This window comes from Escherichia sp. KCJ4928, from assembly GCF_004352695.1.
Taxonomy (GTDB): Bacteria; Pseudomonadota; Gammaproteobacteria; order Enterobacterales; family Enterobacteriaceae; genus ECMA0423.
Window position 1 is genome coordinate 1 of the sequence record NZ_SJWV01000004.1, and the last position, 17,282, is coordinate 17,282.

Consider the following 17,282-nt stretch of genomic DNA (forward strand, 5'->3'; position numbering starts at 1 on the left):
TCTCTGTGTCGTGCGCGTCCCAGCTTGAAAAAACGTAATAATAGTGAAAGGTTTACTCATAAATGAGCGGCATTTTGCGTAAACCTGCGCCAGATGGCAACTTATTACAGCCATTGGCGGCACGCGTTGCTAATTCACGATGGTGATTTTATTTCCACGCAAACGGTTTCGTCAGCGCATCAGATTCTTTATAATGACGCCCGTTTCCCCCCCTTGGGTACACCGAAAGCTTAGAAGACGAGAGACTTATGATGGAAATTCTGCGTGGTTCGCCTGCACTGTCGGCATTCCGAATCAACAAACTGCTGGCACGTTTTCAGGCTGCCAGGCTCCCGGTTCACAATATTTACGCCGAGTATGTCCATTTTGCTGACCTCAATGCGCCGTTAAACGATGATGAGCACGCACAACTTGAACGCCTGCTGAAATATGGTCCGGCACTCGCCAGCCACGCCCCGCAAGGCAAACTCCTGCTGGTGACCCCGCGTCCTGGCACCATCTCTCCCTGGTCTTCGAAAGCGACCGATATTGCCCATAACTGCGGGCTACAACAGGTAAACCGCCTTGAGCGCGGCGTTGCTTACTATATAGAAGCCGGTACGCTGACCAATGAACAATGGCAGCAGGTTACCGCTGAACTGCACGACCGCATGATGGAAACGGTCTTTTTTGATTTAGATGATGCAGAGCAGTTGTTTGCCCACCATCAACCGACTCCGGTCACAAGCGTTGATTTGCTGGGGCAGGGCCGTCAGGCGCTGATCGACGCTAACCTGCGTCTTGGCCTGGCTCTGGCGGAAGATGAAATTGACTATCTGCAGGATGCTTTCACAAAGCTTGGTCGTAACCCGAACGACATCGAGCTGTATATGTTCGCTCAGGCGAACTCTGAGCACTGCCGCCACAAAATTTTTAACGCCGACTGGATTATCGACGGTGAACAACAGCCGAAATCGCTGTTCAGGATGATCAAAAATACTTTCGAAACCACGCCAGATCACGTTCTCTCTGCTTATAAAGATAACGCCGCCGTAATGGAAGGTTCTGAAGTGGGCCGCTACTTTGCTGACCACGAAACGGGCCGCTACGATTTCCATCAGGAACCGGCGCATATTCTGATGAAAGTCGAAACTCACAACCACCCGACGGCGATTTCTCCGTGGCCGGGCGCGGCGACCGGTTCCGGCGGTGAAATCCGCGATGAAGGTGCCACCGGGCGCGGCGCGAAGCCGAAAGCGGGTTTGGTTGGTTTCTCCGTTTCCAACCTGCGAATTCCTGGCTTCGAACAGCCGTGGGAAGAAGATTTCGGTAAGCCTGAGCGCATTGTCACCGCGCTGGACATCATGACCGAAGGCCCGCTGGGCGGTGCGGCGTTTAACAACGAATTTGGTCGTCCGGCACTGAACGGCTACTTCCGTACTTATGAAGAAAAAGTGAACAGCCACAACGGCGAAGAGCTGCGCGGTTATCACAAACCGATCATGCTGGCGGGCGGGATCGGCAACATTCGTGCCGATCACGTACAAAAAGGCGAGATCAACGTTGGTGCGAAACTGGTCGTTCTCGGCGGCCCGGCGATGAACATCGGTCTTGGCGGCGGCGCGGCGTCTTCTATGGCGTCTGGTCAGTCTGATGCCGACCTCGACTTTGCTTCTGTTCAGCGCGACAACCCGGAGATGGAGCGTCGCTGCCAGGAAGTGATCGACCGTTGCTGGCAGCTTGGTGATGCTAACCCAATTCTGTTTATCCACGACGTCGGCGCAGGCGGTCTTTCTAACGCGATGCCGGAACTGGTGAGCGACGGCGGACGCGGCGGTAAATTCGAACTGCGCGATATTCTGAACGACGAACCGGGCATGAGCCCGCTGGAAATCTGGTGTAACGAATCCCAGGAACGCTACGTGCTGGCGGTTGCTGCCGATCAGTTACCGCTGTTTGACGAACTGTGTAAGCGTGAACGCGCGCCCTACGCGGTGATTGGTGAAGCGACCGAAGAACTGCATCTTTCTCTGCACGATCGTCATTTTGATAATCAGCCGATCGATCTGCCGCTGGACGTCCTGCTTGGTAAAACGCCGAAGATGACCCGCGATGTACAAACGCTGAAAGCGAAGGGCGATGCGCTGGTCCGTGAAGGGATCACCATTGCAGACGCGGTGAAACGCGTACTGCATCTGCCGACCGTGGCGGAGAAAACTTTCCTGGTGACCATCGGTGACCGCAGCGTAACCGGCATGGTGGCGCGCGATCAGATGGTGGGGCCGTGGCAGGTGCCGGTCGCTAACTGCGCGGTCACTACCGCCAGCCTCGACAGCTACTACGGTGAAGCGATGGCGATTGGCGAGCGTGCGCCGGTTGCGCTGCTGGATTTCGCCGCCTCTGCCCGTCTGGCGGTCGGTGAAGCGTTAACCAATATTGCCGCAACACAGATTGGTGATATCAAACGCATTAAACTTTCCGCCAACTGGATGGCGGCGGCAGGCCACCCTGGTGAAGATGCGGGCCTGTATGAAGCCGTTAAAGCCGTGGGTGAAGAGCTTTGTCCGGCGCTGGGTCTTACGATCCCGGTGGGTAAAGACTCTATGTCGATGAAAACCCGCTGGCAGGAAGGTAACGAAGAGCGCGAAATGACGTCGCCGCTGTCGCTGGTGATTTCCGCATTTGCCCGCGTGGAAGATGTACGTCACACCATCACGCCGCAGCTTTCTACCGAAGATAACGCACTGCTGCTGATTGATTTGGGCAAAGGCAATAACGCGCTGGGCGCAACGGCGCTGGCGCAGGTTTATCGTCAGCTTGGCGACAAACCGGCAGATGTACGCGACGTCGCGCAACTGAAAGGCTTCTATGACGCGATTCAGGCGCTGGTTGCACAGCGTAAGCTGCTGGCGTATCACGACCGCTCTGATGGCGGTCTGCTGGTAACGCTGGCGGAAATGGCCTTTGCTGGTCATTGTGGCATTGACGCGGATATCGCCACTCTGGGTGACGATCGCCTGGCGGCGTTGTTTAACGAAGAACTGGGTGCGGTGATTCAGGTTCGTGCCGCTGACCGTGAAGCGGTCGAGTCCGTACTGGCACAGCATGGGCTTGCTGATTGTGTCCATTATGTTGGGCAGGCGGTTTCCGGTGACCGTTTTGTGATTACCGCCAACGGGCAGACTGTATTCAGCGAAAGCCGCACTACGTTGCGTGTCTGGTGGGCAGAAACTACCTGGCAGATGCAGCGCCTGCGTGACAACCCGGAGTGTGCCGATCAGGAGCATCAGGCGAAATCTAACGATGCCGATCCTGGCCTGAATGTAAAACTGTCGTTCGATATCAACGAAGATGTGGCAGCACCGTATATTGCCACTGGCGCACGTCCGAAAGTTGCTGTGCTGCGTGAGCAGGGCGTGAACTCGCATGTTGAAATGGCGGCAGCTTTCCACCGTGCAGGCTTTGATGCTATCGACGTGCATATGAGTGACCTGCTGACCGGACGCACGGGCCTGGAAGATTTCCACGCCCTGGTCGCGTGCGGTGGTTTCTCCTACGGTGATGTGCTGGGTGCCGGTGAAGGTTGGGCGAAGTCAATCCTGTTCAATGACCGTGTACGCGATGAGTTTGCAACCTTCTTCCACCGTCCGCAAACGCTGGCGCTGGGGGTATGTAACGGTTGCCAGATGATGTCTAATCTGCGTGAACTGATCCCAGGTAGTGAGTTGTGGCCACGTTTTGTGCGCAATACCTCCGATCGCTTTGAAGCGCGTTTCAGCCTGGTTGAAGTAACCCAAAGCCCGTCTCTGCTGTTGCAGGGGATGGTGGGCTCGCAAATGCCGATTGCTGTCTCTCATGGTGAAGGGCGCGTGGAAGTGCGTGATGCGGCGCATCTGGCGGCACTGGAAAGCAAAGTGCTGGTGGCACTGCGCTATGTCGATAACTTCGGCAAAGTCACTGAAACCTACCCGGCTAACCCGAACGGTTCACCGAACGGTATTACGGCAGTCACGACTGAAAGTGGTCGAGTCACCATTATGATGCCGCACCCGGAACGTGTTTTCCGTACTGTCAGCAACTCCTGGCATCCGGAAAACTGGGGCGAGGATGGCCCATGGATGCGCATTTTCCGCAATGCGCGTAAGCAGTTGGGGTAATTCATCAGTTCATTGGTTTTGCAGCCCGGATGCGGCATTAAGCACCAACCACTATCATAAGCTCCCAACTCCGGGAGCTTTTTTGTGTCTGTAAATCACGACAATGGGTGGTTTACCGTGTCGCTTTCTGGCGACACTTAAATGATTGATTTTATTGTAATCTAATAAGTTTATCTTAAGTTGTCTCTTTTTAGCGACACAGTGGCTGATTTACATTCAAATAGCGAAGAAGCCATAAATCCCTCAAAGCAACGTATAATCAGTACGTTACCAAACTATTTTCTTTATTGGCACAGTTACTGCATAATAGTAAGCAGTGGCTCATTCACCGACTTATGTCAGCCCCTTCGGGACGTGCTACATAAAATTCGAATGACGCACAACAAGGTGCCTGCCGTCCAACTTCTGATATCAGCGTAGCTATATCAACCATCGGGCGAAACGTCGAGTTAGGCACCGCCTTATTCCATAACAAAGCCGGGTAATTCCCGGCTTTGTTGTATCTGAACTTCCCCTCGGTTAGCATCAGGCTATTCGCGTCTGACGAGAGTAACACCTTGAAACGCTGGCCCGTTTTTCCCCGCTCATTACGACAACTGGTAATGCTGGCATTTTTGCTAATTCTGCTGCCCTTGTTGGTGCTGGCATGGCAAGCCTGGCAAAGCCTGAATGCGCTTAGCGATCAGGCGGCGCTGGTTAACCGCACCACGCTTATTGACGCCCGGCGCAGTGAAGCGATGACCAACGCGGCGCTGGAGATGGAGCGTAGCTACCGTCAGTATTGCGTGCTGGACGACCCTACGCTTGCGAAGGTTTATCAAAGCCAGCGCAAGCGTTACAGCGAAATGCTCGATGCCCACGCAGGCGTACTGCCAGACGATAAACTTTACCAGGCATTGCGTCAGGATTTGAACAATCTGGCCCAACTTCAGTGTAACAACAGTGGTCCCGATGCTGCCGCCGCCGCGCGTCTTGAAGCCTTTGCCAGTGCCAATACCGAAATGGTGCAGGCCACGCGCACAGTGGTGTTCTCTCGTGGGCAGCAACTTCAGCGTGAAATCGCCGAACGTGGGCAATATTTTGGTTGGCAATCGCTGGTGCTATTTCTGGTGAGTCTGGTGATGGTGCTACTTTTCACGCGGATGATTATCGGGCCGGTGAAAAATATCGAGCGCATGATCAACCGTCTGGGGGAAGGGCGTTCTCTGGGCAATAGCGTTTCGTTCAGTGGACCGAGCGAGTTACGCTCGGTTGGGCAACGTATTCTTTGGTTAAGTGAGCGCCTGTCATGGCTGGAATCCCAACGCCATCAATTTTTAAGACATTTATCTCATGAATTAAAAACGCCACTGGCGAGTATGCGCGAGGGCACTGAATTACTGGCTGACCAGGTTGTCGGGCCGCTTACGCCAGAGCAAAAAGAGGTGGTGAGCATTCTTGATAGCAGCAGCCGCAATTTGCAAAAACTGATCGAACAACTGCTTGATTACAACCGTAAACAGGCGGACAGTGCGGTGGAACTGGAGAATGTTGAGTTAGCACCGCTGGTGGAGACAGTAGTTTCTGCTCATAGCCTGCCCGCACGGGCTAAAATGATGCATACCGACGTCGATCTCAAAGCAACAGCTTGCCTGGCGGAGCCAATGCTGCTGATGAGCGTACTGGATAATCTTTACTCCAATGCGGTGCACTACGGGGCTGAATCCGGTAACATTTGCCTTCGCAGCAGCTTACATGGTGCACGGGTTTATATTGATGTCATCAATACAGGCACACCCATTCCGCAAGAGGAACGCGCCATGATCTTCGAACCCTTTTTTCAAGGAAGCCACCAGCGAAAAGGGGCGGTGAAGGGCAGCGGTCTGGGATTAAGCATTGCCAGGGATTGTATTCGCCGTATGCAAGGGGAACTGTATCTGGTCGACGAGAGCGGGCAAGACGTTTGTTTCCGCATTGAATTGCCGTCGTCGAAAAACACGAAATAATGCTAACAGCCTATCCCATCAGGCTATTTTATTTGCCAGTTCGGCCCCGGGCAGTGCTCGAAATCCTCACGTACGACGTGTACGCTCCGGTTTCTCCGCGCTGTCCATGTCCAAACTGCCTGCAATAATTACGCCCACTGGGATAGGCATTAAGTCTGGTGAATATGCGACACATTTTTCAACGATTAATGCCCCGACGGCTGTGGCTGGCAGGGCTGCCATGTCTGGCATTGCTGGGTTGCGTGCAGAGTCACAATAAGCCAGCCATTGATACGCCAGCAGAAGAAAAAATTCCGGTTTATCAACTGGCTGACTATCTTTCTACTGAATGTAGCGACATCTGGGCGCTGCAAGGTAAATCAACCGAAACCAATCCGCTTTACTGGCTGCGGGCGATGGATTGTGCTGATCGTTTAATGCCTGCGCAGTCACGTCAGCAAGCTCGCCAATATGACGACGGCAGCTGGCAAAATACCTTTAAACAAGGGATTTTGCTCGCCGACGCCAAAATTACGCCGTATGAGCGCCGCCAGCTGGTCGCGCGCATTGATGCGCTAAGTACCGAGATCCCGGCACAGGTTCGCCCTCTGTATCAACTCTGGCGCGACGGTCAGGCGCTGCAACTGCAACTGGCGGAAGAGCGCCAACGCTACGGCAAGCTCCAGCAGGCCAGCGACAGCGAGCTGGATACATTGCGCCAGCAACATCACGTTCTACAGCAGCAACTGGAACTCACCACCCGCAAGCTGGAAAACCTGACTGATATTGAACGCCAGCTCTCGACCCGCAAACCGGCTGGAAATTTCTCGCCGGATACGCCGCACGAGGGTGAAAAGCCCGCGCCATCCACCCATGAGGTCACTCCTGATGAGCCATAAACCTGCGCATTTATTATTGGTCGATGACGATCCGGGATTGCTGAAACTGCTTGGCCTGCGCCTGACCAGCGAAGGCTACAGCGTGGTCACGGCGGAAAGTGGCGCTGAAGGATTACGGGTACTGAATCGCGAAAAAGTAGATTTAGTCATCAGCGACCTGCGGATGGATGAAATGGACGGTATGCAGCTGTTTGCTGAAATTCAGAAAGTGCAGCCGGGAATGCCAGTAATTATTCTTACCGCGCATGGTTCTATTCCCGATGCCGTTGCTGCAACACAGCAGGGCGTGTTCAGTTTCCTCACCAAGCCTGTCGATAAAGATGCGCTATATCAGGCAATTGACGATGCGCTGGAACAATCCGCGCCAGCCACCGATGAACGCTGGCGCGAGGCGATTGTCACCCGCAGCCCGCTGATGCTGCGTTTGCTGGAACAGGCGCGGCTGGTGGCGCAATCAGACGTTAGCGTTTTGATTAACGGCCAGAGCGGCACCGGGAAAGAGATTTTCGCCCAGGCTATCCACAACGCCAGCCCGCGCAATAGCAAACCATTTATTGCTATTAACTGTGGCGCATTGCCCGAGCAATTGCTGGAGTCGGAGCTGTTTGGTCATGCGCGTGGCGCGTTTACTGGCGCTGTCAGCAATCGCGAAGGTTTATTCCAGGCGGCGGAAGGCGGTACGCTATTTCTCGATGAGATTGGCGATATGCCCGCACCGTTGCAGGTCAAACTGCTGCGCGTGTTGCAGGAGCGTAAAGTGCGCCCGCTGGGCAGTAACCGCGATATTGATATCGACGTGCGGATTATTTCCGCCACTCACCGCGACCTGCCAAAAGCGATGGCGCGCGGGGAATTCCGTGAAGACCTCTATTACCGCCTCAACGTTGTCAGCCTGAAAATTCCGGCTCTGGCAGAGCGCACAGAAGACATTCCGCTTCTGGCAAATCACCTGTTGCGCCAGGCGGCAGAGCGACATAAACCGTTTGTCCGCGCGTTCTCCACTGATGCGATGAAACGCCTGATGACCGCTAGCTGGCCGGGTAATGTGCGCCAGTTGGTCAACGTGATTGAACAGTGCGTGGCGCTGACCTCATCTCCGGTTATTAGCGATGCATTAGTAGAGCAGGCGCTGGAGGGTGAAAATACGGCGCTGCCAACCTTTGTTGAGGCACGTAATCAGTTTGAACTCAACTATTTGCGTAAGCTGCTGCAAATCACCAAAGGCAACGTCACACACGCGGCGAGAATGGCGGGGCGCAACCGGACAGAATTTTATAAACTGCTTTCCCGACACGAGCTGGATGCAAACGATTTCAAGGAATGAATTGGCGTTATGTGTTACGTTTAGCAGATCAAAAGACAGGCGACCTTTTCAAGGAATAGCATGAAAAAGATTGATGCGATTATTAAACCCTTCAAGCTGGACGATGTTCGCGAAGCACTGGCTGAAGTCGGCATTACCGGCATGACGGTCACTGAGGTGAAAGGTTTTGGCCGCCAGAAAGGCCATACCGAGCTGTACCGCGGCGCGGAGTATATGGTGGATTTTCTGCCGAAAGTGAAAATTGAGATTGTCGTACCGGACGACATTGTCGATACCTGTGTTGATACCATTATTCGCACGGCGCAAACCGGCAAAATCGGTGACGGTAAAATCTTCGTCTTCGACGTGGCACGGGTCATTCGCATCCGTACCGGTGAAGAGGACGACGCGGCAATTTAAACCGCGTCAAGGGTTGCCGGATGTTTCCATCCGGCAACATCAAATTACAGCACCTTATGCGGGCCAAAGCATTCGTAATGAATGTTTTCCTGCTTCACGCCCAGATCCACTAACTGTTTCGCGGTAAACTGCATGAAGCCAACCGGGCCGCAGAGATAGAACTGCATTGTCGGATCGCTGAACGCACCTTCCAGTTTGCTCAAATCCATCAGACCTTCGCTATCAAACTGACCTTTAGCGCGATCGGCTTCGCTCGGCTGACGATACCAGGTGTGCGCGGTAAAGCGCGGCAGTGACTGCCCCAGTTCCTTAACTTCATCAGCAAAGGCGTGAACATCGCCATTTTCTGCCGCATGGAACCAGTTCACTTGTGCTGTGTGGCCTGCTTTTGCCAGCGTGTCGAGCATTGCCAGCATTGGCGTTTGACCAACACCGGCAGAGATTAACGTCACTGGTGTGTCATCTGCGACAGCCATAAAGAAATCACCTGCCGGAGCGACCAGTTTCACGACATCGCCAACATTGGCGTGATTGTGCAACCAGTTGGATACCTGCCCACCCTCTTCGCGTTTCACCGCAATACGATAGCCTTTGCCATCCGGTTTGCGAGTCAAAGAGTACTGACGAATTTCCTGATGCGGGAAACCTTCCGGCTTCAGCCAGACGCCGAGATATTGCCCCGGACGGTATTCTGCCACTGCGCCACCGTCGACCGGCTCCAGTTCGAAGCTGGTGATAAGCGCGCTGCGCGGTGTTTTAGCCACAATGCGGAAATCGCGAGTACCTTCCCAACCACCGGCTTTGCTGGCGTTTTCGTTATAGATTTCCGCCTCGCGATTGATAAATACATTAGCCAGTACACCATAGGCTTTACCCCACGCGTCCAGCACTTCCTGGCCCGGGCTGAACATTTCGTCCAGCGTCGCCAACAGGTGTTCGCCGACGATGTTGTACTGTTCCGGTTTGATCTGGAAACTGGTGTGCTTCTGCGCGATTTTTTCTACCGCTGGCAGCAGCGCAGGCAGGTTTTCAATATTACTGGCGTAGGCGGCAATAGCGTTAAACAGGGCTTCACGTTGATCGCCATTACGCTGGTTACTCATGTTAAAAATTTCTTTGAGTTCTGGGTTATGAGTAAACATACGGTCGTAGAAATGGGCGGTTAACTTTGGCCCCGTTTCCACCAGTAAAGGGATGGTGGCTTTTACTGTAGCGATGGTTTGAGCGTCAAGCATATGGTCTTCCTTTTTTTGCATCTTAATTGATGTATCTCAAATGCATCTTATAAAAAATAGCCCTGCAATGTAAATGGTTCTTTGGTGTTTTTCAGAAAGAATGTGATGAAGTGAAAAATTTGCATCACAAACCTGAAAAGAAATCCGTTTCCGGTTGCAAGCTCTTTATTCTCCAAAGCCTTGTGTAGCCTGAAGGTAATCGTTTGCGTAAATTCCTTTGTCAAGACCTGTTATCGCACAATGATTCGGTTATACTGTTCGCCGTTGTCCAACAGGACCGCCTATAAAGGCCAAAAATTTTATTGTTAGCTGAGTCAGGAGATGCGGATGTTAAAGCGTGAAATGAACATTGCCGATTATGATGCCGAACTGTGGCAGGCTATGGAGCAGGAAAAAGTACGTCAGGAAGAGCACATCGAACTGATCGCCTCCGAAAACTACACCAGCCCGCGCGTAATGCAGGCGCAGGGTTCTCAGCTGACCAACAAATATGCTGAAGGTTATCCGGGCAAACGCTACTACGGCGGTTGCGAGTATGTTGATATCGTTGAACAACTGGCGATCGATCGTGCGAAAGAACTGTTCGGCGCTGACTACGCTAACGTCCAGCCGCACTCCGGCTCCCAGGCTAACTTTGCGGTCTACACCGCGCTGCTGGAACCAGGTGATACCGTTCTGGGTATGAACCTGGCGCATGGCGGTCACCTGACTCACGGTTCTCCGGTTAACTTCTCCGGTAAACTGTACAACATCGTTCCTTACGGTATCGATGCTACCGGTCATATCGACTACGCCGATCTGGAAAAACAAGCCAAAGAACACAAGCCGAAAATGATTATCGGTGGTTTCTCTGCATATTCCGGCGTGGTGGACTGGGCGAAAATGCGTGAAATCGCTGACAGCATCGGTGCTTACCTGTTCGTTGATATGGCGCACGTTGCGGGCCTGGTTGCTGCTGGCGTCTACCCGAACCCGGTTCCTCATGCTCACGTTGTTACTACCACCACTCACAAAACCCTGGCGGGTCCGCGCGGCGGCCTGATCCTGGCGAAAGGTGGTAGCGAAGAGCTGTACAAAAAACTGAACTCTGCCGTTTTCCCTGGTGGTCAGGGCGGTCCGTTGATGCACGTAATCGCCGGTAAAGCGGTTGCTCTGAAAGAAGCGATGGAGCCTGAGTTCAAAACTTACCAGCAGCAGGTCGCTAAAAACGCTAAAGCGATGGTAGAAGTGTTCCTGGAACGCGGCTACAAAGTGGTTTCCGGCGGTACTGATAACCATCTGTTCCTGGTTGATCTGGTCGATAAAAACCTGACCGGTAAAGAAGCAGACGCCGCTCTGGGCCGTGCTAACATCACCGTCAACAAAAACAGCGTACCGAACGATCCGAAGAGCCCGTTTGTGACCTCCGGTATTCGCGTGGGTACTCCGGCAATTACGCGTCGCGGCTTCAAAGAAGCAGAAGCGAAAGAACTGGCTGGCTGGATGTGTGACGTGCTGGACAGCATCAATGATGAAGCCGTTATCGAGCGCATCAAAGGTAAAGTTCTCGACATCTGCGCACGTTACCCGGTTTACGCATAAGCGAAACGGTTAATCTGTTGAAAAAAGGCTTCCTTCGGGAAGCCTTTCTACGTTATCGCGCCATCAAATCTGTCGTAACTGCGCCTCAACATACAAATAGCCAATTCCCAGCACCTGTTGTGCGCGGCTTAATTGCCCAAAGCCAATTTGCGTCGCTTTCACGCTCGGTCCTTCGTCGCGGTCGAACGGGTTAAATCCTGTCTGGCGAATAATAGTATTAAGCCAGTTCTCACCAAAGGCACAACTGCGACCGTACAACCAAATCTGATTAATATTGAGGATGTTGAGGAAGTTATACAGACTCAAACCAATGGCATTGGCAGAGCGATCAACCCAGCTGGTGATCCACGGTTCTCCACTCTGCCAGGCAGCGATTAACTGCGCGGTTGTCAGTTTTTCAGGATCAAGCTGAGTATTAACCGGTTGTGATTTTAGCCATACCCGCGCCTGTTTTTTTAATGCACTTAACGAGGCGACGGTTTCCAGGCAGCCGTAACGTCCACAGTCGCAGACGACGCCATCCGGATTAACGATGGTGTGACCAATCTGTCCGCTACCATACAAACTGCCGCGATAAATTTGCTCGTTAATCACGAACGACGAGCCAATGCCGTAATCAACGTTGATCACGCAGAAATCCCGTTCCTGCGAATTATTTTGCCATTTCTCCGCCAGCGCCAGCATCACGCAGTCATTATCGACCATCACCCGAATGCCCAGCTTCTCTTCCAGCAGATACTTCACCTCAACCGGCGTTGTCCACGGCGCTTGCGGCATGGTTTGCGATACGCCGGTCACCGGATCAACCTGCCCGTGGATTGCCAGCGCCAGATTGATGGTGCGGCCCGGCCACAGTTTGCGATGACGATGCCAGCATTTTTCGATTTCGGACAGCAGCGCCTGCGGCGTCGGTGCATCAATCTGTAAATACTCAAATTCACCTTTCGGACTTAAACAAGCATTAGCAACCTGACACTCAATACTGGTGGGCGTTACGTTCAGGCACAGCGTCCAGTCACCTTCCGGCGCAATCAGCCATGTACCGCTACTATGCCCGCGCGTCTGGCTTTCATCGTCAATATTCACCACCCGTTTTTCGCTTTCCAGTTCCTGCAAAATATTACTGACTGCCGGAATCGAAATTTGCGCCAGCCGGGCCAGCGTTGATTTATTGGCGCGCTTTTGCCGGTACAGCAGTTCCAGAATCACGCATTTGTTATGGTGGCGAATCTGTTGATTGTTAATGCAGGCTCTCATCTTCACTAAACCTTGTTTAGTTAATTGCGTGATTATTCCGCGAAAACATTGCCAGATTGTTCAATACACTGCCACAAATCTTTTAATTCAGTATGTCTTGTTAATATTGAGGGCACCATGACTCCAGTAAAAGTGTGGCAAGAGCGCGTTGAGATCCCGACCTATGAAACCGGGCCGCAGGATATACATCCCATGTTCCTGGAAAATCGCGTTTATCAGGGATCGTCCGGCGCGGTTTATCCCTACGGCGTGACCGATACGCTGAGCGAGCAGAAAACTCTGAAATCCTGGCAGGCGGTGTGGCTGGAAAACGACTACATCAAAGTGATGATCCTGCCGGAACTGGGCGGTCGTGTGCATCGCGCGTGGGATAAAGTGAAACAGCGCGATTTTGTTTATCACAATGAAGTCATTAAACCTGCGCTGGTGGGGCTGCTGGGGCCGTGGATTTCCGGTGGGATTGAGTTTAACTGGCCGCAACATCATCGCCCGACCACCTTTATGCCCGTTGATTTCACCCTCGAAGCCCATGAAGACGGTGCACAGACGGTGTGGGTAGGCGAAACGGAGCCGATGCATGGTTTACAGGTGATGACAGGTTTCACCCTGCGCCCTGACCGGGCGGCGCTGGAAATCGCCAGCCGCGTCTATAACGGTAACGCCACGCCGCGTCATTTCTTGTGGTGGGCCAACCCGGCAGTGAAAGGGGGGGAAGGGCATCAGAGCGTCTTCCCACCGGATGTGACTGCGGTGTTTGATCACGGCAAACGGGCCGTCTCCGCTTTCCCCATCGCCACCGGCACTTACTACAAAGTGGACTACTCCGCCGGAGTGGACATTTCTCGCTATAAAAATGTGCCCGTTCCAACCTCATATATGGCTGAAAAATCACAGTACGATTTTGTTGGCGCGTGGTGTCACGATGAAGATGGCGGTTTGCTACACGTTGCCAACCACCATATCGCGCCAGGTAAAAAACAGTGGAGCTGGGGACACAGTGAATTCGGCCAGGCGTGGGACAAGAGTCTGACCGACAATAACGGCCCGTATATCGAACTGATGACCGGTATTTTTGCCGATAACCAGCCTGATTTTACCTGGCTTGATGCTTACGAAGAGAAGCGTTTTGAGCAGTATTTCCTGCCTTATCATTCTTTGGGCATGGTGCAAAATGCCTCCCGCGATGCGGTGATAAAACTCCAGCGTAGTGAGCGGGGGATTGAGTGGGGGCTGTATGCCATCTCTCCGTTGAACGGATACCGCCTGGCGATCCGCGAAATCGGCAAATGCAACGCGTTACTTGATGATGCCGTGGCACTGATGCCTGCGACCGCCATCCAGGGCGTGTTGCACGGTATCAATCCTGAAAGGTTGACCATTGAGCTCTCCGATGCCGACGGCAATATTGTCCTGAGTTATCAGGAACATCAGCCGCAAGAGTTGCCGTTGCCGGACGTCGCCAAAGCGCCACTCGCAGCACAAGACATTACCAGTACAGATGAAGCCTGGTTTATCGGTCAGCATCTGGAGCAATATCATCACGCCAGCCGTTCACCGTTCGATTACTACCTGCGCGGCGTGGTGCTGGATCCGCTGGATTACCGCTGTAACCTGGCGCTGGCGATGCTGGAATATAACCGCGCAGATTTCCCGCAAGCGGTGGCGTATGCCACTCAGGCGCTGAAACGCGCACATGCGCTGAACAAAAATCCGCAGTGCGGACAGGCCAGTTTGATTCGCGCCAGTGCTTACGAACGTCAGGGACAATATCAACAAGCCGAAGAGGATTTCTGGCGTGCGGTCTGGAGCGGCAACAGCAAAGCCGGTGGCTATTATGGCCTGGCACGACTGGCGGCGCGTAATGGTAACTTCGACGCTGGTCTGGATTTTTGCCAACAAAGTCTTCGTGCCTGCCCAACCAATCAGGAAGTGCTTTGCCTGCATAATCTGCTGCTGGTGTTAAGTGGTCGTCAGGACAACGCGCGTTTGCAGCGCGCGAAACTGCTGCGTGATTATCCGCTGAACGCCACTCTGTGGTGGCTGAACTGGTTCGATGGTCGTAGCGAATCAGCCCTCGCGCAGTGGCGCGGTCTGTGTCAGGGACGCGACGTTAACGCTCTGATGACCGCCGGGCAACTGATTAACTGGGGAATGCCCACCCTGGCGGCAGAGATGCTGAACGCACTGGACTACCAGCGCACGCTGCCGCTTTACCTGCAGGCGAGTTTATTGCCGAAAGCCGAACGCGGCGAACTGGTCGCAAAAGCCATTGATGTCTTCCCGCAGTTTGTCCGTTTCCCGAATACGCTGGAAGAAGTGGCGGCGCTGGAGAGTATTGAAGAGTGCTGGTTTGCCCGTCATTTACTGGCCTGCTTCTACTACAACAAGCGTAGCTACAACAAAGCCATTACCTTATGGCAACGTTGCGTAGAGATGTCGCCGGAGTTTGCCGACGGCTGGCGCGGGTTAGCGATCCATGCGTGGAATAAGCAACACGATTATGAGCTGGCCGCGCGTTATCTTGATAATGCTTATCAGCTTGCGCCGCAGGATGCACGTCTGCTTTTCGAACGGGATTTGCTTGATAAGTTAAGCGGAGCCACACCGGAGAAACGACTGGCGCGTCTGGAAAATAATCTGGAAATTGCGCTGAAACGCGACGACATGACAGCAGAGTTGCTCAATTTGTGGCATCTCACGGGTCAGGCAGACAAAGCGGCGGACATTCTCGCCACGCGCAAATTCCACCCGTGGGAAGGCGGGGAAGGGAAGGTCACCAGTCAGTTTATCCTCAACCAGTTATTACGCGCCTGGCAGCACCTTGATGCCAGACAGCCGCAGCAGGCCAGCGAACTGCTTCATGCCGCGCTGCATTATCCGGAGAATTTAAGCGAAGGCCGTTTACCGGGGCAAACTGATAACGACATCTGGTTCTGGCAGGCGATATGCGCCAACGCGCAGGGCGATGAAACTGAAGCGATGCGTTGTTTACGTCTGGCGGCGACCGGCGATCGCACCATTAACATCCACAGTTATTACAACGATCAGCCGGTTGATTATCTCTTCTGGCAAGGAATGGCGCTGCGACTGCTGGGCGAACAACACACCGCACAGCAACTGTTTAGTGAAATGAAACAGTGGGCGCAAGAGATGGCGAAAACCAGTATTGAGGCGGATTTCTTTGCTGTTTCACAACCTGACCTGTTATCGCTGTATGGCGATTTACAACAGCAGCATAAAGAAAAATGCCTGATGGTGGCGATGCTGGCGTCCGCGGGACTCGGGGAGGTTGCGCAATATGAGTCTGCTCGCGCTGAATTGACGGCGATTAATCCGGCCTGGCCGAAAGCGGCATTATTCACCACCGTGATGCCTTTTATTTTTAACTACGTTCACTAAACCCTATTAACTGTAATATTTGAGCGGCACGCGCTGCCGCTCATCACAAAATAATTAGAATAAGCCGTTGTTAATAAAAACCCTACAGGAGGCTCTATGCCTACAAAAATCAGAACAACCCGTAATCTATTATTAATGGCTACGCTATTAGGTAGCGCACTATTTGCCAGGGCTGCGGAAAAAGAAATGACCATTGGCGCAATATACCTTGATACTCAGGGATATTACGCTGGAGTGCGTCAGGGCGTTCAGGATGCGGCAAAAGATTCTTCAGTACAGGTACAGTTAATTGAAACTAACGCCCAGGGTGATATTTCGAAAGAAAGTACCTTTGTTGATACCCTCGTGGCGCGTAATGTCGATGCCATTATTTTATCGGCAGTGTCTGAAAATGGCAGTAGCCGTACCGTTCGTCGCGCCAGTGAAGCGGGTATTCCGGTGATTTGCTACAACACCTGTATTAATCAAAAGGGGGTCGATAAATATGTCTCGGCGTATCTGGTCGGCGATCCGCTGGAATTTGGTAAAAAACTGGGTAACGCTGCCGCCGATTATTTTATTGCCAATAAAATTGACCAGCCGAAAATTGCCGTCATCAATTGCGAAGCCTTTGAAGTTTGTGTGCAGCGACGTAAAGGATTTGAAGAAGTATTAAAATCCCGCGTTCCCGGCGCGCAAATTGTCGCTAATCAGGAAGGGACTGTTTTAGATAAAGCGATTTCCGTTGGTGAAAAACTGATTATCTCCACGCCGGATCTCAACGCCATTATGGGGGAGTCGGGCGGTGCGACACTCGGCGCGGTAAAAGCGGTACGTAATCAAAATCAGGCCGGAAAAATTGCTGTTTTCGGTTCGGATATGACCACTGAAATTGCTCAGGAGCTGGAAAACAATCAGGTGCTGAAAGCGGTAGTGGATATTTCCGGTAAGAAAATGGGCAATGCTGTTCTCGCGCAAACATTGAAGGTTATCAATAAACAAGCCGACGGTGAAAAAGTGATTCAGGTGCCAATCGATCTCTATACCAAAACGGAAGATGGTAAACAGTGGCTGGCAACGCACGTTGATGGTCTGCCCTAATCGCTGAT

General features: G+C 52.9%; 10 protein-coding genes. 8 read left to right on the forward strand and 2 right to left on the reverse strand.

Going from position 1 to position 17,282, the window contains the following annotated elements; all coding sequences use genetic code 11:
- The first annotated feature begins 248 nt into the window (after positions 1-248).
- The 5 genes from purL to glnB all read left to right on the forward strand — a co-directional run bounded on the left by purL (position 249) and on the right by glnB (position 8,722).
- A complete protein-coding gene (gene purL, locus E0D98_RS01220; RefSeq protein WP_000970130.1) occupies positions 249-4,136 on the forward strand; it encodes a phosphoribosylformylglycinamidine synthase in 3,888 nt (1,295 codons plus the stop codon).
- 557 nt (positions 4,137-4,693) lie between these two features.
- Positions 4,694-6,121, forward strand: coding sequence for a two component system sensor histidine kinase QseE/GlrK (qseE, locus tag E0D98_RS01225; protein ID WP_001297612.1), 1,428 nt, complete (start codon positions 4,694-4,696; stop codon positions 6,119-6,121).
- A 164-nt stretch (positions 6,122-6,285) separates the two neighbouring features.
- Positions 6,286-6,999: a two-component system QseEF-associated lipoprotein QseG gene (gene qseG / locus E0D98_RS01230; protein ID WP_001345753.1), complete on the forward strand. Its 714-nt coding sequence runs from the start codon at positions 6,286-6,288 to the stop codon at positions 6,997-6,999.
- A complete protein-coding gene (gene glrR / locus E0D98_RS01235; RefSeq protein WP_001298983.1) occupies positions 6,989-8,323 on the forward strand; it encodes a two-component system response regulator GlrR in 1,335 nt (444 codons plus the stop codon). Before qseG ends, glrR begins: the two co-directional genes overlap by 11 nt.
- A 60-nt stretch (positions 8,324-8,383) precedes the next feature.
- A complete protein-coding gene (glnB, locus tag E0D98_RS01240) occupies positions 8,384-8,722 on the forward strand; it encodes a nitrogen regulatory protein P-II (RefSeq protein ID WP_000717694.1) in 339 nt (112 codons plus the stop codon).
- A gap of 44 nt (positions 8,723-8,766) precedes the next feature.
- Here glnB and hmpA read toward each other — a convergent pair whose 3' ends face one another.
- Entirely contained in the window at positions 8,767-9,957 is a 1,191-nt protein-coding gene (gene hmpA, locus E0D98_RS01245; RefSeq protein WP_000883122.1) for an NO-inducible flavohemoprotein, read from the reverse strand.
- 327 nt (positions 9,958-10,284) lie between these two features.
- Between hmpA and glyA the strand changes: the two genes are divergently transcribed.
- Positions 10,285-11,538, forward strand: coding sequence for a serine hydroxymethyltransferase (glyA, locus tag E0D98_RS01250; protein ID WP_000919159.1), 1,254 nt, complete (start codon positions 10,285-10,287; stop codon positions 11,536-11,538).
- A gap of 63 nt (positions 11,539-11,601) precedes the next feature.
- On the opposite strand, the gene E0D98_RS01255 is transcribed toward glyA, so the two are convergent.
- Positions 11,602-12,795, reverse strand: a complete 1,194-nt coding sequence (locus tag E0D98_RS01255; RefSeq protein ID WP_001298982.1) for an ROK family protein — start codon at positions 12,793-12,795, stop codon at positions 11,602-11,604.
- 117 nt (positions 12,796-12,912) lie between these two features.
- Here E0D98_RS01255 and E0D98_RS01260 point away from each other — a divergent pair, with 117 nt between their 5' ends.
- Together E0D98_RS01260 and E0D98_RS01265 are read left to right on the forward strand one after the other, a co-directional pair.
- Positions 12,913-16,194: a DUF5107 domain-containing protein gene (locus tag E0D98_RS01260; RefSeq protein WP_001351417.1), complete on the forward strand. Its 3,282-nt coding sequence runs from the start codon at positions 12,913-12,915 to the stop codon at positions 16,192-16,194.
- 96 nt (positions 16,195-16,290) lie between these two features.
- Complete coding sequence (locus tag E0D98_RS01265; protein WP_001142420.1) at positions 16,291-17,274, forward strand: substrate-binding domain-containing protein; 984 nt, start codon at positions 16,291-16,293, stop codon at positions 17,272-17,274.
- The last annotated feature ends 8 nt before the right edge of the window (positions 17,275-17,282 follow it).